Source organism: Streptomyces melanosporofaciens (assembly GCF_900105695.1).
Lineage (GTDB): Bacteria > Actinomycetota > Actinomycetes > Streptomycetales > Streptomycetaceae > Streptomyces > Streptomyces antimycoticus.
The window spans coordinates 3,011,520-3,032,179 of the sequence record NZ_FNST01000002.1; the positions used below are offsets into that span (position 1 = coordinate 3,011,520).

Consider the following 20,660-nt stretch of genomic DNA (forward strand, 5'->3'; position numbering starts at 1 on the left):
GCCCGCCGGGCCCCTGACCCCTGATCGGAATTTCTTCGCGACGCGTTGAGCGGCTGCCTCCCCCCGTGCGTAGTGAAGGGGGAAGAGGCCGACATGGCCGCCGATCCCCCCCGGGGCTCAGACCGGGAGCGTCCGTAGATGTCCAACTCAGGTCAGGTCCTGGAGGTTCAGGTGCACGACGACGCCGCCGTGGCCGATGAGCGTCCGTCAAGATCCCGGCGTGGTACGCCGGACGAGCACCTCATGCGCGCGCTCTACCAGGAGCACGCCGGGCCGTTGCTCGCGTTCGTCCTGCGGCTGGTCGCGGGCGACCGGCACCGTGCCGAGGACGTCGTCCAGGAAACCCTGGTGCGCGCCTGGCGGAACGCCGACCAGCTGTCCCGGGCCACCGGCTCCATCCGGCCCTGGCTGGTCACGGTCGCCCGGCGGATCGTGATCGACGGACACCGCAGCCGGCAGGCCCGGCCGCAGGAGGTCGACCCCTCCCCGTTGGAACTCATGCCCGCGGAGGACGAGATCGACCGTGCACTGCGGCTCATGACCTTGACCGACGCGATGCAGGACCTCAGTGACGCCCATCGCGAGGTGCTGGTCGAGACCTACTTCAAGGGCCGGACCGTCAACGAGGCGGCCCAGACCCTGGGCATACCCAGCGGGACGGTACGGTCCCGGGTCTTCTACGCGCTGCGCTCCATGAAGCTCGCGCTCGAGGAGAGAGGAGTAACGGCATGACAGCGCAGACGCACCACTCGGGACATGACGCCGTTGGCGCGTATGTGCTCGGCGTGCTCGACGAGGCGGAGGCCAGCTACTTCGAGGAGCATCTGGCCGGCTGCGACCAGTGCGGACGGCAGCTCGACGAGCTGACCGGACTGGAACCCCTGCTGGCCGATCTGGCGGCCGACATCCCCGGGATCCACGGCAGCCCCGGGCGGACCCAGCTCACGGGCCACACGCCACATGCCTTCAGCGCCACTCCCAACGCCATCGAGACCCTCACCGCGCGCCCCGGCCCGGCGCTGCTCCAGCGCATGGTCGGCGAGGTGGCCGTATCCCGCGCCAAGCGGCGGCGGCGCGGGCTGTACCTGGTCGCGGCGGCGGCCGTCCTGATCGTCGGCGGTCCGGTCGGCACCATCGCGGTCACCTCCGGCGGCTCGGACAGCTCCGTGACCGCCGCCCCCAACGAGAGCGCCCTCTTCGCCGGAATGCCCGACAAGGTGCAGGGCACCGACCCGGACACCAAGGTGAACGCGGCGGTCGCGCTGGAGGACAAGATGTGGGGCACCGACGCCGTCCTGCGGCTGAAGAACCTCAAGGGCCCCCTGGACTGCAACCTGATCGCGATCTCCAAGGACGGCCACGAGCAGACGATGATGACCTGGTCGGTGCCCGCATGGGGGTACGGGATCGAGGACAGCCCCAAGGCGGAGGCGAGAGATCCGCTGTGGGCCCACGGCGGCGCGGGCATGAAGCGTGCCGACATCGAACGCTTCGAAGTCCGTACGGCCGAGGGAAAGCGCCTGGTCTCCCTGAACGTCTGAGCTACGTCGACGTCTGATCCTGCTGGAACGTCCGGTCTGCCTCAACGTCCGATCTGCCACTCGGATCGCCGATCATCCCGTGCGGCGCGGTGAGCGAGATGTTACACAGAGTGTGATATGTCGTGCTTCGCGTCCCGGGGGGTCCGGATCCGAGGAGGCACCCCGTGGCTGACCCGGACGCCCATCAGCAGCGCATGTTCGCTCAGTATGTGCTGCCCGAGCTCGAGGTGCTGCTGCGCGTGGCCATGTCACTGACCACCCAGCGAGCCGACGCCGAGGATCTCGTGCAGGACACGTTACTACGGGCGTACCGGGCAGTCGGCCGTTTTGACGGGAGACATCCACGGGCCTGGCTGCTGACGATCATGCGGCATGCGGAGGTCAGCCGGCGCCGCCAGCGCCGGCCCCGGCTGCTCGACGATCCGGATACGGAACTGGAGCGGCTGGTCCCGGCCCGGGACGCGACACCGGAGGAACTGGTGGTCGACACGACATTCGACGAGGCCGTGGACGCCGCGTTCACGGCGCTTCCGCTACGGGACCAGCAGGTGGTGCGGCTGGTGCATGTGGACGGGCTGTCGTACGCGGAGGCCGCACAGGTGCTGGACGTCCCCAAGGGGACGGTGATGAGCAGGCTGCACCGGGCGCGCAAGCGGATCCGGAACCAGCTGCTGGACACGGGAGTGGAATCGGAGCGAGGTGGCGCATGAGGAGATGGACATGGTGGCGGACCACACAGACCACCGGACGGCTCCGGACCACACGGTGTCCCCTGGGCGCGCCGATGCTCCAGTCGTATCTGGACGGGGAGCTGGAGGCGCCGGCCGCGGCCCGGGTGCGGACCCATGTGGCCGAGTGCCACCGCTGCGCCCGGGAGCTCGCCGTCTACCAGCGGATCAGCGAGGCGCTGGCCGCCCATGGGACGACCGATGCGATCGTGCTGGACCGGCTCAGGGACTTCGCGGCAGTCCTCGCGGACCGGGAGAGTCATGCGCCGGGGACGGAGGCGGCGCCGACGGAGCCGGTCCCGGGGACGGAGACGGTGCCCGGGGCGGTGCCGGCGGAGGCGGAGCCGGAGCCGGTCCCAGGGAGGGTGCCGGGGTCGGATCGGGACGCGGATCAGGGCGCGGTGCACAAGGCCGGAGGCTGACGATCGGGTCGGGCCCCCCACTCCCGCCGGGCAGTGCGACGGCCCGTTCGCGCGAGGGTCTGCGCAGCAGCAGGGCCGCGGTGAGCAGGATCCCGGTGATCAGGGCCACATCGGCGAGGTTGAACACCGGCCCGCGGGCGTCCAGCGTGATCCAGTCGATGACGGCACCGCGCAGCGGGCCCGGCGACCGGATCATCCGGTCGGCGCCGTTCCCCATCGCTCCCCCGGCGATCAGCCCCAGCCCCAGCGCCGCGCCCCGGCCACGGGCCCGCAGCCCCGCACCGGCCGCACCCAGTGTGGCCACCGCGCCCGCGAGCGTGATCACGACGATCAGCGCGGGCCGGCTGTGGCCCAGGCCGAAGGCGACCCCGGTGTTGCGGACCAGCAGCGCGCAGAACGGGCCGAACCGGGCCTGTGGCCCGGCGGTGCCGCTCCAGGCGGCCAGCGCCATCGCCTTGCTGAGCTGATCGGCCACGATCACGACGAGCGCGACCAGGGGGAAGAACAGCCGGCCGGTCGCCGGATGGGGCTTCATCATCGGCCTCCCTGGGGGTGGGGGCCGGTCCGCGGGCGCGGTCCGCGGCCCGGGAGGGAAACCCGCCGGGGGTCCGCCGCGCTTCCCTTCCGGCCGGGAAAAAGACGAGGGCCCGCAGGCGGCTGCCTGCGGGCCCTCGCTGCTGCCCACTGCCCATGACCTCCAGGTGGTCATCGGCGGTGTACCGAAGGGGTCACTCCGACGATTACTTCCCCTTCTTCGCCTCCAGCAGAGGCGTCTGGTACTTGGACAGCATCTTCATCTTGTTCTGGTCGATGGTCTTCCAGTCGTTCTTCAGCACACCGCCGGTGTCGCCCGAGTCCGGGTTCCAGGTCCAGTAGGTGTAGCTGATCTGGTGCTTCTTGAGGTAGTCCATCAGGGCGTTCTGCCACACGGCCTCGGAGCTCTTACCGGCGGTCTTCTTACCACCGAACTCACCCATCAGCAGCGGGGCGATGTTCTGCTTCTTGATGTACGCCCAGTGCTTGTCCCAGATGGCCGGCATGTTCTTCGGGAAGTCCTTCGCCATGAACCAGTTCTGGTTGTAGACGCCCGGACCGTAGTCGTGGGCCGAGTAGACGACCTTGTTCGGCTCCTTGAGCTTCACCGGGTGCTTCTTCACACCCTGGAGGTCACCGCCCCACCAGAACTGCTCGTTCTTGTGGCGGTCCGTACCCTCGACGAAGATCAGCCAGTCCTTGTTGACCTTGTGGATGGCGTTACCGGCCTTGGTGGCCGCCAGCTGCCAGTCGGTCTTCGGGTTGCCGTCGCCCCACGTGGCCTGGCCACGCGGCTCATTGTGGAGGTCGGCGCCGATCACCCGGTCGTTGTTCTTGTAGCGCTTGGCCAGCTTGACCCAGTCGTCCAGCCACTGCTTCTCGGTGAGGCTCTGGGAGTACCACAGCTCACTCTGGCCGTACTGGTCCGGACGGTGCTGGTCCAGGATCACGCGGATGCCGCGGTCGGTGGCACCCTTCACGATCTTGTCCATGATCTGCTGGGGGGTGAGGCCCTTCAGATCGGGGTTCTTGTGCCAGTCGATGCCGTTGGGCTTGGCCGACGACTTGAACATCTCGTTCGCGTACGGCAGACGCATCGTGTTGAAGCCCTGCTTGGCCATCTGGTCCAGCATGGACTCCCAGTTACGGGTCCACAGGCCGTGCGGCGCGTAGGTGCCGGTCTCGAAACCGAACCAGTTCACACCGGTCAGGACGACCTTCTTGCCGTTGGCGTCCACGATCTCGCTCTTCTTCGTGGACAGCGGGCCCTCGGCGCCCGCACCGGTGGCCTTGGCCCCGGCGGCGGAGGTGGTGGTGGCCGACTGGCCATCGGTGTTGTTCACCGCGAAAGCGGTGACAGTGCCACCCACGGCAGCAGCAGCGACGACGGCCGCGGCGATACCGAAGCGGAGACGCTGCGAGCGCGGCGTGCGCTTGGTCTCGGTGGTCGGGGCGTTGTTCTGGTCCATGGGGGAATTCATTCGGTGATGCTCCTGAGGAATTCGGGTACTGCGGTCTTGAGGATGCTGGGGTTGTTCGTCGGAGATTCCAGACATTCCATCTGCGGGTCGGAGACTGCGGTCAGCCGGACAATCCGCGCGGACGGTAGGAGTTCGCCGATCAGGCGGACCAGCCGCTGCGTTTGCCAGCTGCGCTCATCCACGTCGATCAGCACCACATCCGGCTGCATGTGGTTGGCCAGAGAAATTGCTTCTCGGGCCGACCCTGCAATTCCGGATAGCTCCAGTCCGGGCTCCTCGACAACGAGATCGGCGAGAGCACTCAACACCAGTGGGTGGTGCTCCACGACGAGAACTCTGTGCATCGATGGGAGCTCCTTCGTGGCTTGTCCTTTCGCTCACCGACATTAGGGACCGACCGAGGTCCGAATCGCCGTACGGCTGACTGAAATCTGCGTACCTCAATTGCAGGAATTCCGGGCACACCAAACGGCCGAATTCCGCCTACCTCAATTGAGGTAGGAGAATTCGGCCGTTTTATGAGGGTTATGTCCGATATGGGGGGGTGGTGCGAGGTGCTCAGGGCATGCGAAAGGCGCCGGTCACGGGGTGACCGGCGCCTTTGAGGAGGTCAGCGGGGAGGGGATCAGAGGGACAAGGGGGCCCGCGAGTCAGCGTGTCAGCCGGTAGGCGTACCCGGGGAGGAACATGCCCGCCCCGGCGGCACAGCCGTCCGCCTGCCCCGGCTGCTTGACCCACAGGAAGGCGTCGATACCGGGGATGCCGGTGGCGGCGGTGGGGGGCCTGCCCAGCTTGCGGCCCGGCGGATCGCAGAAGCTGTGCTTCCGCGTGGGCCCCGCCCCATTGCGGCTGGTGTCCACCACGACCCCCAGCCGGGGTCGGCGCAGCTCCCTGATCACGGAGAGTCCGTAGCGCACCTCGTCTGCGGTGGCGTTGAAGTTGGAGACGTTGACCGCTATCCCGTCCCCGTACCGCTCTATACCGGCCCGCCGCAGCCGATCGGCCATGGTGCGCGCGGGCTGCCATCCGGAGTTCCCGGCGTCGTAGTAGACCCGGGCCCGCGGCGCCCCCGCTGGAGCGCCCGCGCCGCGTACGACAGCGCCGCGAACCGCTCCGCCTGCTGCCGCCGCTTGAGGCAGCTCATATGGGCGAGCGCGTCCGGTTCGAGGATGACGATGGCGCGCCCGTCCCCTATCCCCCGGGTGAGGGCCTCGCTCCAGCGCCCGTAGGCGGCCGTGTCCCCCGCGCCGCCGGAGCTCAGCTGCTGGCAGTCGCGCTGCGGGATGGTGTACGGGACCAGCACCGGCAGCCGCCGCTGGGCGGCGGCGGTGCGGACCAGGGACCGGGTGCGCTCCTCGACCAGGGACTCATTGGTCTCGGTGAGCCAGGCGGCCTGGGGCTCGGCGGCGATCCGCTCGGCGATGGCCGACGCGCGCCGGTCGTGCGGATGGTCCCGCACCCAGGTCGCGGCCGGGTTGTGGGGGTCGGTGTAGAAGCGGGTCGTCGCCGGGAAGAACGGCTTGGCCACGGGGAGCGACGGCTTGCCGTTCGGCTGCCGCACCGGGCCCACGAACAGGGCCTGCACGGTGGTCGCCGCCATCACCACCTCGACCACCAGCACCATCACGATCAGCTGGGCGATGCCCCGCCCCGCCCACTTGGGCTTACGTCCGCCGGCCGGCGGGCGGGGGCGGCGGACGCGTGCGCACAGTTTCGTGATCATGGCGAGTCCAGTCCGGCCTCAGCCGTTGTGGGAGTTGTCGGGCGGGGGCCTGCGCCGGCTGATGAGCACCACCGCCAGGACCGCGAGCACCACCAGGACTCCGGCCACCACCCCTATCGTGACCAGGGCGGATTCATCCCCGTCGGTTTTGTCGGCGGAGGCGGCCGGGGTGGCGGCCGGATGGCGGCGGGGGGCGGAGAGCTCGGCGGAGGCCGGTGGCGCGGCCCGGTCCGCCAGCGCCTTGGCCGGGGCGATCACCCCGTATCCATAGCGCGGGTCATGGCCCGCTGAGCCCTTGCGGTCGGCGGTGTCGATCAGCTTCTGGACGACCTGGTTGGCGTTCCAGCGGGGGTGCTCCGAGCGCAGCAGCGCGGCGCCCGCCGCGACCCAGGGCGCCGCGAAGGCGGTGCCGTCGCCGGTCCAGTAGTCGTTGTTGCCGGAGGTGGTGAGGATGGAGACGCCGGGGGCCGCCAGGAGGGTCTTCCCACCGTGGTGGGAGGAGGTCCAGACGGCGCCCTTCTTGTCGGTGGCCACCACGGCGACCACTCCGGGGAGGGCGGCCGGGTAGGTGGGCTTGTTGCCCTCCTTGCCGTTGTCGCCCGCGCCGGCCACGATCACGGCGTCCTTGGCGACGGCGTACTTCACCGCGGACCGCAGCGCGGGGGTCGGGCGCTTGAAGGAGACGGCCAGATCGATGACGCGGGCGCCCTGGCCGACCGCGTGGCGTATGGCCTTCGCGGTGGGGTCGGGGAGGGCCTTTCCGTCGCGGTAGACGCCGAGCGGCATCACCTTGGCCTGGGGCGCGAGGCCGTACACCCCGTCGCCGCGGTAATTACGGCCGGTGCCCGCGATGATCCCGGCGGCATGGGTGGACTGCTCGGCCGCCTTGCCTCCGTCCCGGGTGCCGAAGCCGCCGGTGCCGCCCGCGAAATCCTTTCCGCGGACCACGCGCCCGCGCAGATCCGGATGTGTTGCGTCGACCCCGGTGCCGATGACCGCCACGGTCACTCCGGCACCCTTGCTGATTTTCCAGGCGCGTTCCGCTTTGAGCGCGGTCAGCGCCCATTCGGAATCGTGCAGCCCACCGGAATGGGAATCACTTGCCGCAGCCGGCGTGGCCAGTGCGAGCGTCATCGCTGCGATGACCGCTCCGGCCCGGCCGGCGAATGGATGGCGTGACATCACGTGACCTGACATTACGTCACCTACTCTCTTCGCACGGGACGCAAGGCCGTCGGGCCCATTTCATCTTGGGCATCCCCCGCAGGTACTGACACCCGCGAGAGAGTGAGCGACCCGTCCCTTCTTTGGGGGACCGGTCGGGATACCTGCGACCCGGCTCTCCCCAATACGGGGGAGCGGCGGGGCCCGCCGAAGGTGTACCACCCGCTCCCCCGGTCGCGGGTACTACCTCCTTTTCGGGTGACGCACTCTTGGGCCAAGGGCGATAAGAGCCTCCTGTCGAGGGAGTCGCGATGCAGCGTTTCCGAACGTTCAGCGAGCGCACCGGAGAGCCGGACGAAGAGACGGATACCTCCGCCGGCAAAGACCGTAAGCGGACCGGAATGCTCTCGCGAGCCCTCCCGGTCCGGAACCCGATGGCCGGTATGCCCGGGCTGGCCCTTCGGTTCGCGGTCGTCGGCGGGGGCGGTGTGCTCGTGAACACGGTGGTCCTCTTCGTTCTCTATCACTGGGTCGGACTTCCGCTCCTGGCGGCGTCGGCGATAGCGGTGGAACTGGCCGTGGTGCACAACTATCTGCTGAACGACCGATGGACCTTCGCGGTCGGCACTCCGTCCCTCCGTCGATTCATCAAGTTCAATGTCTCGGTCCTGGGCGGACTCGGGGTCAATGTGCTCATCGTCTGGTCACTGGTGCGCGGCGGAACGCATCTGCTGCTGGCGAATTGCCTCGGCATCGCGGCGGCTTTCGCGGTCAACTTCGCGTCGAGTACCGGCTGGGTCTGGGGGAGGCGGAGCCGATGATTGTCTCCATCATTTACCTGGTGCTGATCGTGGTCTCGGTTCTGCTCACCGTCCAGTCGGCCCACGTCCTCTACCTCATGCTCTACACCTGGGACCGGTCGGATGCCGAACGGAAGGCCAGGGCACCGGATGAGTTCCTGCCGCCCCAGATCTCCTTCAGTGTCCTGCTGCCCGCCCGGCATGAGGAAGACGTCATCCAGAACACCATCGAGCGCGTGGTGCGGGCCAACTATCCGGCCGAACTGCTGGAGGTCTTCGTGATCTGCTCACAGGACGACGACGGCACGATCAAAAAAGCCGAGGAGAAGATCGACGAGCTGAAGCGGAAAGGGCTGCGCAACGTGCGGGTCGTGGTGTTCGACGACCAGCCGATCAACAAACCGCACGGCCTCAACACGGCGCTTCCGCACACCGCCAACCAAGTGGTGACGATCTTCGACGCGGAGGACGATATCCACCCGGAGATCTTCAGCCTGGTGAACACCGTGATGGTGCAGGAGAAGGTCAGAGTGGTCCAGGCCGGTGTGCAGTTGATGAACTACGAGTCCAACTGGTACTCGACGCTCAACGTCCTGGAGTACTTCTTCTGGTTCAAGAGCCGGCTGCACTACCACGCCCACCACGGCTCGATCCCGCTCGGCGGGAACACCGTCTTCTTCGCCCGTGAACTGCTGCTGCGGCTCGGCGGCTGGGACGACCGCAACCTCACCGAGGACGCCGACATGGGCCTGCGGATATCCGCCATGGGCGAGCGGGTGCGCGTCGTCTATGACGACCGGTATGTGACCAAGGAGGAGACCCCGCCGACCCTCGGCCACTTCATCCGGCAGCGCACCCGCTGGAGCCAGGGCTTCATACAGACCCTGAAGAAGGGCACGTGGAAGAAGATGCCGACGCGCAAACAGCGCTGGCTCGCCTTCTACGTCCTGGTGTTCCCGCGCGGACAGGCGCTGCTCGGCCTCTATCTGCCGATCTCGCTCGGCATGATCCTCATCCTCAAGGTGCCGGTGCTGATCGCGCTCTGCTCGTATCTGCCCGTACTGCTGCTGGCCGCGCACTTTCTGGTCCAGGCGGTCGGTCTGTACGAGTTCACCGGCGCCCATGGCCTCGAAGCCTCGCCCAAAGCCCTCATGCGCATGGCCATCGCCTGGTTCCCCTTTCAGATGATCCTCGCGTACGCCGCGCTGCGGGCCATGCGGCGCGAGATGCTCGGCCGCCACGACTGGGAGAAGACACAGCACGTAGGTGCCCACCGGGCCACCACCGAGGAGGCGGAGTCGCGTGTCGGATAACACCACGCCCTCGCGGTCGGCGCCCGTCGACTCGGAAGGCCGGAAGACCGCGGCGGACAAGGAGACCGCGCCCAACAGGAGCACCACGCCGCCGGACAAGAGCACCGCACCGAGTAAGAGCACCGCACCGGACGAGAAGACCGCACCAAACAAGAGCACCGCACCGGCCAAGAGCACCGCACCGGGCAAGAAGACCGTGGCGGCCAAGAAGACCGTGGCGGCCAAGAGCGCCGCACCGGGCAACAAGACCGTGGCGGCCAAGAGCGCCACACCAGGCAAGAAGACCGTGGCGGCCAAGAGCGCCGCGCCGGGCAAGAAGACCGTGGCGGCCAAGAGCGCCACGCCAGGCAAGAGCACCGCACCGGCCAAGAGCGCCACGCCAGGAAAGAAGACCGTGGCGGCCAAGAGCACCGCACCAGGCAAGAAGACCGCACCGAACAAGAGCGCCACGCCAGGAAAGAAGACCGTGGCGGCCAAGAACGCCAAGGCCTCCGCGCGGCGTCCGCGTCGCGGCCCGCGGTTCTCCGTGGCGCGCGGCTGGTTCCCCCCGCTGGGGACCAAGGGCAAGATCGCCCTGGTCGTCTCCCTGCTGACCGGCGTGCTCACCCACGGCTACCACCTGTTCCGCTACCCCCTCTACCTCACCGACGAGGGCATCTATATGCAGCGGGCGTGGTCGGTGCTGCGGGAGACCAGCCTGTCCCCGTACACCTACGACTACGACCACGCCCCGCTGGGCTGGATCACCCTGGCCGGCTGGGCCTTTCCGCTGCCGAAGCAGTTCGAGACCTTCGGGAGCGCAATCAACACCGGACGATTTCTGATGCTGCTGGTGCATATCGCCAGCGTCTATCTGTTGTTCGAGATCGCCCGGCGGCTGTCCGGCAGTGTGCTGGCCGCCACCGTCACCGCGTTCCTCTTCAACGTCTCGCCGATCGCGGTCTACTTCCAGCGGCAGGTCCTGCTGGACAACCTGATGATCTTCTGGCTGCTGCTGAGCCTGTTCATGCTGCTCCGCCGGGAAGTCACGATCAGAGCGGTGTTCGGCGGCGGGGTGGCGCTGGGGATGGCCCTGATCACCAAGGAGAACGCGATCTTCTTCGTGCCGACCTTCATGTATCTGCTCTACCGAAGAATCAAGGGATCGCCCAGCCATCGGTTCACCAGGGCCCTTTGGCCATTCGCCGCGCTCAGCCCGATCGGCGCATATGTGACCTACGCACTGCTCAAGAACGAGCTGCTGCCGAGCGGATTCGACTTCGATCTGAACAATCCGCCCGCTGACCACGTCTCGCTGCTCTACACCCTGTGGTGGCAGCTCAACCGTAACCAGGGCACCCTCTTCAGCCACACCGGACTGCTTCAGACCAGCTGGCTGGTGCGGGACAAGGTCCTGCTGATCGCCGGGGTGTGCGCGATGGTGATCTGCCTGTGGATCGGCGTGCGGAACCGCAGGCGCAACCTGGGCTTTCTGGTCGCCGGAACGCTGGCCTTCGGATACGCCTTCTATCTGGTGCGCGGCAGCGTGGTGCTGGACTTCTACGTCACGCCGCTGATCCCGATGTTCGCGCTCAATGTCGGCATGGTCACGGACCGGTTGCTCAAGGGCTCGTTCGCCAGTCGGTTCATGCGTGGTGCCCATTCCATGACCCGGGTCGCCGTGCCGTCGTTCGTCGCCATTCTGCTCCTGGCGTCACCGGCCTCCGGATATCTCGTCCACACCAATACCGAGGGCCGTACGCAGATTGCCGACCAGTACCAGTCCAAGATCAACCTCACCGGAATGCAGCACGCTCAGATCGCCTGGGTACGCAAGCACGTTCCGCCGAATTCGCGCATCGTCATGGACGACGACCTGTGGAGTCAACTGCACGATATCCGCCCGTTCTACCCGTACGCGCACTCCCACTGGAACGCCTCGTCCGACCCGGACGTCCGCGACAAACTGTTCAAGAAGAAGTGGCAGAACGTGGACTACATCATCATGTCGAACAAGATGCGCAGATCCATGATGCTCAACAATTCCGACGGCCGGGAGAACTGGATACTCCAGGCGCTGCGAAATTCCAACCGCGTCTGGTCGGTGACCGAGGGCAATATCAGGCTGGAAATCTACCGTGTGCAGTAGCCATGGGAAGAGGAGGTGAAGGCCATGCCTGAGTACGACGACGACTGGGATGTTCGGGAGGACAGGGATGATCCCGAGAACGAGGAGGAAATCCCCGAGGAGGACGACGTCTCCGAGGAAGACGGTATCTCCGAGGAAGACGACATCCTCGAGGAGGAGGAGATCCCCGAGGAAGAGGACGTCTCCGATGAGGACGACGACATCCTCGAGGAAGAGGAAATCCCCGAGGAGGAAAGCCCCCTCGCCGAGGAGAACCTCCCCCACCAGAAGAACACCCTCGACGAGGAGAACACCCCCGACGGTGACAAGAAGAAAAAGCTCACCTGGAAGACCGCTCTGCTCGCTCTCGTGGTCTTCGCGATCATAGGATCGCTCGTCCAGGTGGTCGCGCGCGGCGGCTTCGGAGGCGCCCTGAACACCACCGGCGGCGGAGGCGGGGGCGCCCCGAAGAAGGAGCACTCCCGGCAGGAGCAGGAGATACGCCCGCCCAAGCAGCCCAAGACCATCAAGCTGGGCAACCAGCGGGTCCCCCAGGCATCCGGCCCGATCATCGTGATCAACCCGGGCCTGGTGAACCCCGGCGGCAGCGCCGCGGTCGAGGGCGGTGGCTTCGACAAGAAGGCCACGGTGGACATCCTGCTCAAGGTCCGGAAGTCGGACACCAAGGGCCGCGCCATCGGCAGTGTGCGCTCGGACAAGTCCGGATCGATCTACGCCCGGTTCACCATGCCCGAGAGCGCGGGCAACCGGCCCGCGACCCTGGTCGCCCAGCAGCGCGGCAGCACCAAGACGGCGGAGGCCAAGGTGATCACCGGTGGCGCCGTCGGCACCGCGAAGATCAACAAGCTGGTCGGCCGCCCCGGCGACGTGGTGACGGTCAACGCCCGCGGCTTCCGCCCGGGTGAGACCATCGACGTCTTCTGGGGACGGACCACCGGCACCCCCGTCACCACGCTGCACACCGACAGCAGCGGCAGCGTCGCCCATGCGGCGATCAAGGTGGGCGTGGCCCCGACCGGCTCCAGCACCCTGGTCCTGGTGGGCAAGCGCAGCAAGACCACGGCCACCGCGCCCTTCCAGATGCTGGCCATGTACCCCTCGATGAAGTCCAAGCCGTACGCGCTCAAGGCCGGTCAGCGGATCACGCTGTCCGCCAACAAGTTCGCGCCCGGCGAACGGGTGCTGGTCTACATCAACTCCACCGGCGGTCTGCCGGCCTTCACCGCCCAGGCGAACGGCATGGGGCAGATCCGCGACGTGGCGTTCAACGTGCCCTTCGGCCTCAAGGGGCGGCAGACGCTGATGGCGATCGGCGACCAGAGCCGGGCCGTGGTCCGCTCGGGCTTCACCGTGCTGCCGTACACCCCGTCCGCCGAGCCCAGCGCCTTCGGCGGCAGGGCGGGCACCACGCTCAGCTTCTACGTGGCGGGGTTCGCCCCGGGCGAGACGGTGACCGCCTACGCCGGGTCGGGCGCGAACGGTCAGCGCAAGATCGGGACCTTCCAGGTGGACAGCCGGGGCAAGGCGTCGGCCGTGGGCTCGTACAAGATCACCCCGGCGGACGAGAGCGGTGTGGCCTTCCAGCTCATCGGCCAGAAGAGCGGTGGGGTCGCGAAGGCGAGCATCAACATGTCCCAGGGACGCGGAGATTAGGGCCGGCGAACGGCACCGAGGAAGAACGTGGGCCGGACCGCGCCGGACGGCGAATACGGCCGGAAGGCAGGCCCACGTTCCAGGGAGCGGCCGGCCGCCGGCGGCCGTAGGGCGGCTCACCAGTTCCATAGATGTACCATGCGTCCTGGAGTGTCCTATGAGCGTAGTTTTCGGCCCTAACTCACGAAGAGTCCTACAATTCCTGACCCATATCGAGGACCTCTCCCCAGAGGAAATCGACCGGGTGGCCGATCTGTGGAAGCAGACGTCCAGCCAGACCCGCGCCGAGGGCTGGGCAGTGGTCCATCGCACCACCACACCCGAGGAGCGGTACCGGATCCTGGTCGCCGCCTCGGTGGCGCGCCGGGCCGCCCTGGACACCGCCCGGAACCACCAGAGACACGACTGGGCCTTCTGGGCGGCGGTGTGGGACGCCGCGACGGCGGTCGCCGTATGCGACCGCATCGGAAGCCACTACAACGTGCTGGTCGCGCCACTGGCCGCGGTCATGCCCTCGCTGGCGCACTGCCGGCGCGATGAATTCAGCATCCGCGAACTGCAGGGTGCCGTCCTCAAGGGAGGTGGGTAGTGATGGGCGACAACCGGATCGATGTTGTGGTGGCCGATGACGACCCGGCCGTCCGGGAGGCGCTCGCCGACCTCATCGACTCCCACCCCGACCTGGAACTCGTGGGCCTGGCCATCAACCATGAGCAGGCCGTGCGCGCGGCGGTCGACCACCACCCCCGGGTCGTGATCATGGACGTGCACATGCCCCGGGGCGACGCCCCCAGCAGCGTCCGGGCCATCCGCGACCAGGTCCCCGACGCCCGGGTGGTGGCGCTGTCCGCCCACGGCGAACGCGAGACCGTGTTGAACATGCTCGCCGTCGGCGCCAGCGGCTATCTGGTCAAGGGCACCCCCGCCGAGGAGATCCTCGAGGCGATCATCCGGGCCGCCCGCGATCAGTTCAGCATGTCCGCGGAGCTCCTCGCGGACTGCGCCGAGCCGCTGCGCCGCGCCGAGCGCGCCTCCTGGCGGTTCGAGGACCTGGTCGGCAACCGCCTGGAGGACTCGTTCCTGGAGCTGCTCGGCCACGCGCCGTGCGGTGTCCTGATCGTCGGCCCCCGCGGCCGGATCGAGTACGCCAACGCCCACACTCGGCACATGTTCGGCTACAGCTCGGCGGAGCTGCGCGACAAGCGGCTGCGGGACCTCGTCCCCGAGCGCTACCGCACCGCCTCCGAGCAGCTGATCGGCCGGGTCTTCACCGCGCCGTCGGTGATGAGCGGCCGCCGCCGCGACGGCACCGAGTTCCCCGCCCAGTTCAGCGGCGGCCATCTGCAGGGCCGGCAGCCCCGCGGGGTGGTCTTCATCTCCGACCTGAGCCAGCTTCGGGCGGCCGAGAGCCGGTTCCGCCAGCTCATCGAGTCCTCCCCGGACGCGATGTTGATCGTGGACACCAGTGGCCGTATCCAGGCGGCCAACAACCGCACGGAGGCGCTCTTCGGCTACGACCGCGACCATCTGATCGGCCGGGCCGTGGAGGCGCTCCTGCCCGACCAGCCGCTCACCGTCTCGCTGCGCGAATGGGACGACAGCCTGGAGGAGCCGGTGGGTCACAGCATGGAGCTGGTCGGCCGGCGCAGCGACGCCAAGCAGTTCCCCGCCGACGTCAGCATCAGCCCGCTGCGTACGGAGGAGGGCCTGCTCACCGTCCTGACCATCCGGGACATCACCGAGGTGCAGCGCGCCCAGTTCGTCCTGGAGCGCAGCCTGGAGCTGCTGGAGGTCACCGACCGCGACCGCCAGGCACTGCTCAGCCATCTGGTCCACGCCCAGGAGGCCGAGCGGGGGCGGATCGCCGCCGACATCCACGACGACACCATCCAGGTGATCACCGCGGCCAGCCTCCGCCTCCAGCAACTGCGCCGGCGGCTGCGGGACCCGGACGAGCAGCGGGTGATGGACAAGCTGGACGAGACCCTGAAGCTCTCGCTCAGCCGGCTGCGGCAGCTCATCTTCGACCTGCGGCCGTCCAGCCTGGAACACGGCTGCCTGGCCGGGGCGCTGCGCGGCCTGCTGGAGCAGATACGCGCCGAGACCGGTATCACCTACCGGCTGGAGGACCGGCTCACGGCCCATCCCCCGGCCGAGACGATGGCACTGATCTACCGGACCGCCCAGGAGGCGCTGGTGAACGTGCGCAAGCACGCCCACGCCAAGACGGTCCACGTACAGCTCCTCGGGCTCGACGACGGCTGCCTGGTGCGGATCGTCGACGACGGCGACGGCTACAACCCGCTCGAGGTGGAGTCCCGCCCCGGCCACCTCGGGCTCTCCCTGATCCAGGAGCGGGCCCAGATCGCGGGCGGCTGGTGCCGGATCGAGAGCGAACCCGGCTCCGGCACCACCGTGGAGTTCTGGGTGCCGCTCGGCGCTCCCCCGGGCGCGTCGCTCGACCCCGCCGACTCCCCCGAAGGGGACCCACAGCCGTGACCGCACCTCCCGAACTGACGAAGGTGCTGATCGTCGAGGACCACCGGGTGGTGGCCGAGGGGCTGTGGGCCCTGCTGGCCGAGTACTCGGATCTGACGGTGGTCGGCTGGGCGGACTCGGTCGCCGAGACCGTGCCCATGGCCAAGGAGCTCAAGCCCGATGTGGCCCTGGTCGACTTCCGGCTGCCCGACGGCACCGGGGCCGACGCGGCGGCCGGCATGCGGGCCCATGACCCCTCCGTCGCCATCGTGATCCTCAGCGCCGACGCCAGCGACTCGGCGCTGCTGGCCGCGGTGGAGGCGGGCGCCTGCGGCTATCTGCTGAAGTCGGCGAGCGGCGACGAGATCGCGGCCGCCATCCGCTCGGCCGCCGAGGGCGAGACCCTCATCCCGGCCAGCACCCTGGTGGAGGTGCTGGCACGACACCGCGAGGACGCGCGGTCCACGGCCCAGCAGACCGAGCGCCTGGACAGCATGACCCCGCGTGAGCAGGAGATCCTCACCCTGATGAGCCAGGGCCTGGACAACCGGGCCGTCGCGGAGCGGCTGAGCATCAGCTACGCCACCGTGCGCACGCATGTGCGCAGGATCCTGGAGAAGCTGGACGCGCGCTCACAGCTGGAGGCGGTCGCGAGGGCCGCCGAATTCGGCTTCAAGCCCGCGCAGCCGGAGGGGCCGGAGGAGTGACGGGCTGACCCCGGAGCCCCTCCGGGTACGGCCATGGCCCCCTCCGGCGCGGGGCCATTCGCTGTGGCCGTACGGGGCCCTGCGGGCTCTCCCCCGTATGGGCCCGTACGAAGAGAGCGGACCACCCGGGCCGGGCCCACCGAGGGCCGAATGGGGCGGAAAGTCCCCCTTAGGATGGAATCGCGGGCATACCGAGACGGGTTTCCTCCCCATGCGAGTCCATGGACGGATCCGATGCCCGCTCAGTCGCGGACACACGATCGCCTTCCTGGTGGCCGCCGCCTGTTACGCGGCGGTCCTCGCGGCCGTTCTCACCGGCTCGCAGCTCGTCCGGCTCGACTGGCAGGTGGCCCTGTTCAAGCCGTACAAACAGTGGCCGCAGCTCCGGCCGGTCCTGGACGCGTTCGTCATCGCCGGCCAGCGCGGGCCCACCGCCCTGGCCGCCCTGGCCTGGGCCTGCTGGTGCGGTGGGCGGACCCGAAACCCGCGCCCGCCGCTGGTCCTGGGCCTGGCGCTGCTGCTGCTCAATGTGAGCGTCGGCGCCGTCAAGATCCTCACCGGGCGGGTGGGCCCGCCCTACGCCCAGACCCCCGGATCCGCCGAGCTCTTCCACGGCGGAATGGTCTTCCCCTCCGGTCACGCCGCCAACGCCGTCGTGATCTGGGGCACCGTCGCCTATCTCGCCGGTCGCCACCGGCGGACGGGCGCGCTGATCGCCTGCGTGATGGCGCTCGGCATCGGTCTGACCACCGTCTATCTGGGCACCCACTGGGTGAGTGACGTCCTGGGCGGGTGGGTGGCGGGCGTCCTCGTCCTGCTGGCCCTCCCCCTCTTCGAACCGCTGATCGCGACCGTTTCCGCGTCCGTCTCCGCTCGTGCGGCGATGTACTCCATGGGCAGGTGAACCAAGTGGCGCTTCGCGTGCTGATCGCAGACGACCATGCGGTGGTCCGGCAGGGCCTACGCATGATCCTTGGGCTCGACAACGAAATCAAGGTGGTGGGCGAGACGACCAACGGCCGGGAAGCCGTGCGGCTGGCCCGGGAACTGTGCCCCGACGTCGTCCTGATGGATCTGCTGATGCCGGTGATGGACGGCGTATCGGCCACGGCCGAGATCCGCCAGGACCTCCCCGAGGTCGAGGTGGTGGCGCTGACCAGCTCCCTCGACGACGCCATGGTCATGGGCGCGGTCCGGGCGGGGGCCATCGGCTTCCTGCTGAAGAACGCCGAGGCCGACGACCTCCGCAACGCGGTGAAGGCCGCGGCCGCGGGCCAGATCCATGTCTCCCCGGCCGCGATCTCCCGGCTGATGGGCCAGGTCAGGGAGCCGAGCGGCCCCGAGCAGCTCACCGAGCGGGAGACCGAGGTCCTCACCATGCTCGCCCGCGGCAAGGCCAACAAGGAGATCGCCCACGATCTGCGGATCGGCCAGCAGACGGTGAAGACCTATGTCAGCCACATCCTGACCAAGCTGGGGGTGCACAGCCGGACCCAGGCGGCGGTCTACGCGGTGCAGTCCGGCCTGGTACCGGCGGGTGAACTCACCCCTCCGGAAGCACTGGAGTCGACGACGAGGGAGCAGTGGTGGTCGGCGTGATCAATACACGATGGACCCCGACCCGGCGGCGGCGGAGCGCCACCGCGCTCGCCGAGGTCACCCAACACATCCTGGCGGGCGAGCCCGCCGATGCCACGCTCCGGCTGATCGCCCGCCGGGTGCGTGAGCTCCTGGGCGCCGATATGGCCCGGGTGATGGTGCTGGAGCCGGGCGACGTCCTGACGATACGAGCCACCGACGGCGCCCCATGGACCGCGCCGAGCGGACCCCTGACGCCCGGCGGCTCCTCCCCCGCCCGCCAGGCGATCCGCGCCGGACGGCCCACGGTCTCCAGCCACGAACGGCGGCCGCGCCGGCTCGGCCGGGACCCCCGGCACGCGGTCCCGGCCTCGGTGCTGGACGCGCCGCTGCTGGTGCGCGGCCACCCCGTGGGGGTGATCGAGGTGGCGAACCGCGGTGGCGGGCGGCGGCTCAGCCATGCCGACGTGAGCACCGTGGGACGCTTCGCGGCCCCCGCCGCCCATGCCGTCGCCCAGATCCGGCACCGGGAACATCTGCGGCGGCTGGCGTCCGCGGCCGCCGGGCCGGGCTCCGCCGGTTCCGCGGGCGCTTGGGGTTCATCGGGGGCTTCGGGCCTGCCGGAGCCTTCGGGATTCGCGGGGGCTTCCGGGTCGTCCGGATCTTCGGGGCCCTCGGGATTCGCGGGGGCGTCAGGGGTCACGGGGGCCGCTGGCCCTTCGGGTTCCGCTTGGGGCTCGTCCGGTCCCTCGGGGTTCACCCGTTCCTCCGGCCCCTGCGTACGGCGGACCCTGGACTCCCTGGCCGCGGGCGCGGTGGCCCGTACCGGCGCCGCGAGCTGCACGGTCTATCTGCTGGAGCCCGGACCGTCGGCGAATCTGCGCCTGGTCGGCGGCGGCCACGGCCACACCCCACCGTCCCGGAAACCGGCGCTGGAGGCGATCGCCGGGGCCGCGCCCGTCATCCACGGCGGCGGCCGTACCGGCGCGGACGGCGACGGCCCGGCGCGGGGTGCGGTGGCCGCCTGGCCACTGCTGCGCGAATCCACCGCGATCGGCGCGATGTGCTGCCACTTCCCGCCCGGCCGCGACCCCGGCGAGGCGGACATCACCCTCCTGGAGGTGATCGCGGGGCATGCGTCCTGCGCGGTGGAGAACGACCGGCAGCAGGGGGCCACCCAGGAGAGGTCCGTCCGCGAGGAGCGGCAGCGCATCTCGCGCGAGCTGCACGACTCGGTCTCGCAGGCGCTCTACGGCATCGCACTGGGTGCCCGTACCGCCCGCGAGATGCTGGAACGCGACATCGACAGCGCGGAGCCGGTGGGACGGGCCGAGACGCGGAGCCCGGGAGAAGGGGCGGTATGGGTCGCTCCGGCGGGCGGCCACGAGGCCGTCGGGGAGGTGGTGGACCTCGCCGAGCTGGCCGAACTCGCCGAGCCCATCGAGTACATACGGCGGCTCGCGGACGCCGCGATCGCCGAGACCCGGACCCTGCTGTGCCGGCTGCGACCCGAATCGCTGGAGGCCGAGGGCCTGGTCGCCGCGCTCACCCAGCATGTCGAGGCGCTCCGGGCCCGGTACGGGATCACCACCGAGGCGAAGCTGGACGCCGAACCGGAGACCACACCGGAGGCCAAGCACGCCCTGTACCGGATCGCCCAGGAGTCGCTGCACAACATCGCCAAGCATTCGCAGGCCCGGAACGTACGGCTCCATCTGCTCAACGAACCGGGCGCCGTCACCTTGACGGTCGCCGACGACGGCGTGGGCTTCGACTGCAAGGGCTCCTTCCCCGGCCATCTCGGACTGCTCTCCATGCGGGAGCGGGCCCGTGAGGTGGGCGGCACGCTGAACGTGGACAGCCGCCCCGGGCAGGGAAGCCGCATCCGGGCCAGGGTTCCGGCCACGAAGGATTCCTGAGCCGCCGTCCTGAGACCGGCCACCGACGACATATGAGACATTTCCGTCCATGCAGCCGACCGTTCCATGCAGCCGACCGTGCGGGACCGCGCGTCGGCGGACGGCCTCCGGGCCGCCCAAGCGGCGGTCGACGAGGGCCTGTTGAAGGCCACCAAGAGCGAGGTGCCGTTCATCACCGAGGCGGCGCGGGAGCTGACCCGCACGGCCGGCAGCGGCTCCGGCCGCTGCCGGCGCTGCCGGCGGCGCGGTCCGGCGACCCCGGCGCACCGGGCGTGGTCCCCGCCGCCGCCGTCGTCGAGCTGACCCATCTGGCCAACGCACTACCACGACGGCGTACGGGACGAGGCGACCGTACGGCGCGGCGCCCCGTGCCCGGACGCCCACCGGGACAACACGGGGGCGGCGACCGCGACCCCGTCGAGCACCATCTGGAGGTACTGGCGAGCCGGACCGGCTCGCTCGCCGCCCGCGCGGCCCTGTCGACGCTCCCC

19 protein-coding genes and 2 pseudogenes are annotated in these 20,660 nt (G+C 69.3%); 15 read left to right on the forward strand and 6 right to left on the reverse strand.

Features of this window, described 5'->3' with window-relative positions:
* The first annotated feature begins 138 nt into the window (after positions 1–138).
* From BLV72_RS15305 to BLV72_RS51060, 4 genes and pseudogenes are all read left to right on the forward strand, one after another.
* Positions 139–732: a sigma-70 family RNA polymerase sigma factor gene (locus BLV72_RS15305; protein WP_059142437.1), complete on the forward strand. Its 594-nt coding sequence runs from the start codon at positions 139–141 to the stop codon at positions 730–732.
* Positions 729–1,541, forward strand: coding sequence for a zf-HC2 domain-containing protein (locus tag BLV72_RS15310; protein WP_093462875.1), 813 nt, complete (start codon positions 729–731; stop codon positions 1,539–1,541). The genes BLV72_RS15305 and BLV72_RS15310 overlap by 4 nt, the downstream gene beginning before the upstream one ends.
* 164 nt (positions 1,542–1,705) lie before the next feature.
* Complete coding sequence (locus tag BLV72_RS15315; protein ID WP_093462877.1) at positions 1,706–2,251, forward strand: RNA polymerase sigma factor; 546 nt, start codon at positions 1,706–1,708, stop codon at positions 2,249–2,251.
* 74 nt (positions 2,252–2,325) lie between these two features.
* Positions 2,326–2,400 (forward strand): annotated as a pseudogene (locus BLV72_RS51060) (zf-HC2 domain-containing protein); the annotation flags it as partial.
* A 91-nt stretch (positions 2,401–2,491) separates the two neighbouring features.
* Here BLV72_RS51060 and BLV72_RS48765 read toward each other — a convergent pair.
* From BLV72_RS48765 to BLV72_RS15345, 6 genes are all read right to left on the reverse strand, one after another.
* Positions 2,492–3,226 (reverse strand): signal peptidase II, encoded by a 735-nt coding sequence (locus tag BLV72_RS48765; protein ID WP_208905631.1) that lies wholly within the window; start codon positions 3,224–3,226, stop codon positions 2,492–2,494.
* 205 nt (positions 3,227–3,431) lie between these two features.
* Positions 3,432–4,694 (reverse strand): glycoside hydrolase family 5 protein, encoded by a 1,263-nt coding sequence (locus BLV72_RS15330; RefSeq protein WP_244320771.1) that lies wholly within the window; start codon positions 4,692–4,694, stop codon positions 3,432–3,434.
* A gap of 8 nt (positions 4,695–4,702) precedes the next feature.
* Positions 4,703–5,050 (reverse strand): response regulator, encoded by a 348-nt coding sequence (locus BLV72_RS15335; RefSeq protein ID WP_093462885.1) that lies wholly within the window; start codon positions 5,048–5,050, stop codon positions 4,703–4,705.
* 306 nt (positions 5,051–5,356) lie between these two features.
* Positions 5,357–5,713 carry a glycoside hydrolase family 6 protein gene (locus tag BLV72_RS49835; protein ID WP_244320772.1) on the reverse strand — a complete coding sequence of 119 codons (357 nt, stop codon included), beginning with the start codon at positions 5,711–5,713 and terminating at the stop codon, positions 5,357–5,359.
* The gene (locus tag BLV72_RS15340) at positions 5,683–6,429 is read right to left on the reverse strand and encodes a glycoside hydrolase family 6 protein (protein WP_244320773.1); all 747 of its coding nucleotides are present in this window, start codon (positions 6,427–6,429) and stop codon (positions 5,683–5,685) included. The genes BLV72_RS49835 and BLV72_RS15340 overlap by 31 nt, the downstream gene beginning before the upstream one ends.
* An 18-nt stretch (positions 6,430–6,447) precedes the next feature.
* Positions 6,448–7,611 carry a S8 family serine peptidase gene (locus BLV72_RS15345; RefSeq protein WP_244320774.1) on the reverse strand — a complete coding sequence of 388 codons (1,164 nt, stop codon included), beginning with the start codon at positions 7,609–7,611 and terminating at the stop codon, positions 6,448–6,450.
* Between the two features lie 293 nt (positions 7,612–7,904).
* On the opposite strand from BLV72_RS15345, the gene BLV72_RS15350 reads away from it, so the two are divergent.
* The 11 genes and pseudogenes from BLV72_RS15350 to BLV72_RS15400 all read left to right on the forward strand — a co-directional run.
* Positions 7,905–8,414 carry a GtrA family protein gene (locus BLV72_RS15350; protein ID WP_093462888.1) on the forward strand — a complete coding sequence of 170 codons (510 nt, stop codon included), beginning with the start codon at positions 7,905–7,907 and terminating at the stop codon, positions 8,412–8,414.
* Positions 8,411–9,706 (forward strand): glycosyltransferase, encoded by a 1,296-nt coding sequence (locus BLV72_RS15355; RefSeq protein WP_093462890.1) that lies wholly within the window; start codon positions 8,411–8,413, stop codon positions 9,704–9,706. The genes BLV72_RS15350 and BLV72_RS15355 overlap by 4 nt, the downstream gene beginning before the upstream one ends.
* Positions 9,696–11,834, forward strand: a complete 2,139-nt coding sequence (locus BLV72_RS51065) for a glycosyltransferase family 39 protein (RefSeq protein WP_093462892.1) — start codon at positions 9,696–9,698, stop codon at positions 11,832–11,834. The genes BLV72_RS15355 and BLV72_RS51065 overlap by 11 nt, the downstream gene beginning before the upstream one ends.
* A 24-nt stretch (positions 11,835–11,858) precedes the next feature.
* Positions 11,859–13,487 carry a hypothetical protein gene (locus BLV72_RS15365; RefSeq protein WP_093462894.1) on the forward strand — a complete coding sequence of 543 codons (1,629 nt, stop codon included), beginning with the start codon at positions 11,859–11,861 and terminating at the stop codon, positions 13,485–13,487.
* Between the two features lie 244 nt (positions 13,488–13,731).
* Complete coding sequence (locus BLV72_RS15370) at positions 13,732–14,076, forward strand: hypothetical protein (protein WP_244320775.1); 345 nt, start codon at positions 13,732–13,734, stop codon at positions 14,074–14,076.
* Between the two features lie 2 nt (positions 14,077–14,078).
* A complete protein-coding gene (locus tag BLV72_RS15375) occupies positions 14,079–15,986 on the forward strand; it encodes a PAS domain S-box protein (RefSeq protein ID WP_093462898.1) in 1,908 nt (635 codons plus the stop codon).
* Positions 15,983–16,672 carry a response regulator gene (locus BLV72_RS15380; RefSeq protein ID WP_093462900.1) on the forward strand — a complete coding sequence of 230 codons (690 nt, stop codon included), beginning with the start codon at positions 15,983–15,985 and terminating at the stop codon, positions 16,670–16,672. Before BLV72_RS15375 ends, BLV72_RS15380 begins: the two co-directional genes overlap by 4 nt.
* Positions 16,673–16,943: 271 nt before the next feature.
* Entirely contained in the window at positions 16,944–17,576 is a 633-nt protein-coding gene (locus tag BLV72_RS15385) for a phosphatase PAP2 family protein (protein ID WP_342030664.1), read from the forward strand.
* Between the two features lie 5 nt (positions 17,577–17,581).
* Positions 17,582–18,271 carry a response regulator gene (locus BLV72_RS15390; RefSeq protein ID WP_059142423.1) on the forward strand — a complete coding sequence of 230 codons (690 nt, stop codon included), beginning with the start codon at positions 17,582–17,584 and terminating at the stop codon, positions 18,269–18,271.
* Positions 18,268–20,169 (forward strand): sensor histidine kinase, encoded by a 1,902-nt coding sequence (locus BLV72_RS15395; RefSeq protein WP_167746359.1) that lies wholly within the window; start codon positions 18,268–18,270, stop codon positions 20,167–20,169. The genes BLV72_RS15390 and BLV72_RS15395 overlap by 4 nt, the downstream gene beginning before the upstream one ends.
* 66 nt (positions 20,170–20,235) lie before the next feature.
* Positions 20,236–20,642 (forward strand): annotated as a pseudogene (locus BLV72_RS15400) (polyprenyl synthetase family protein); the annotation flags it as partial.
* Positions 20,643–20,660 lie beyond the last annotated feature (18 nt).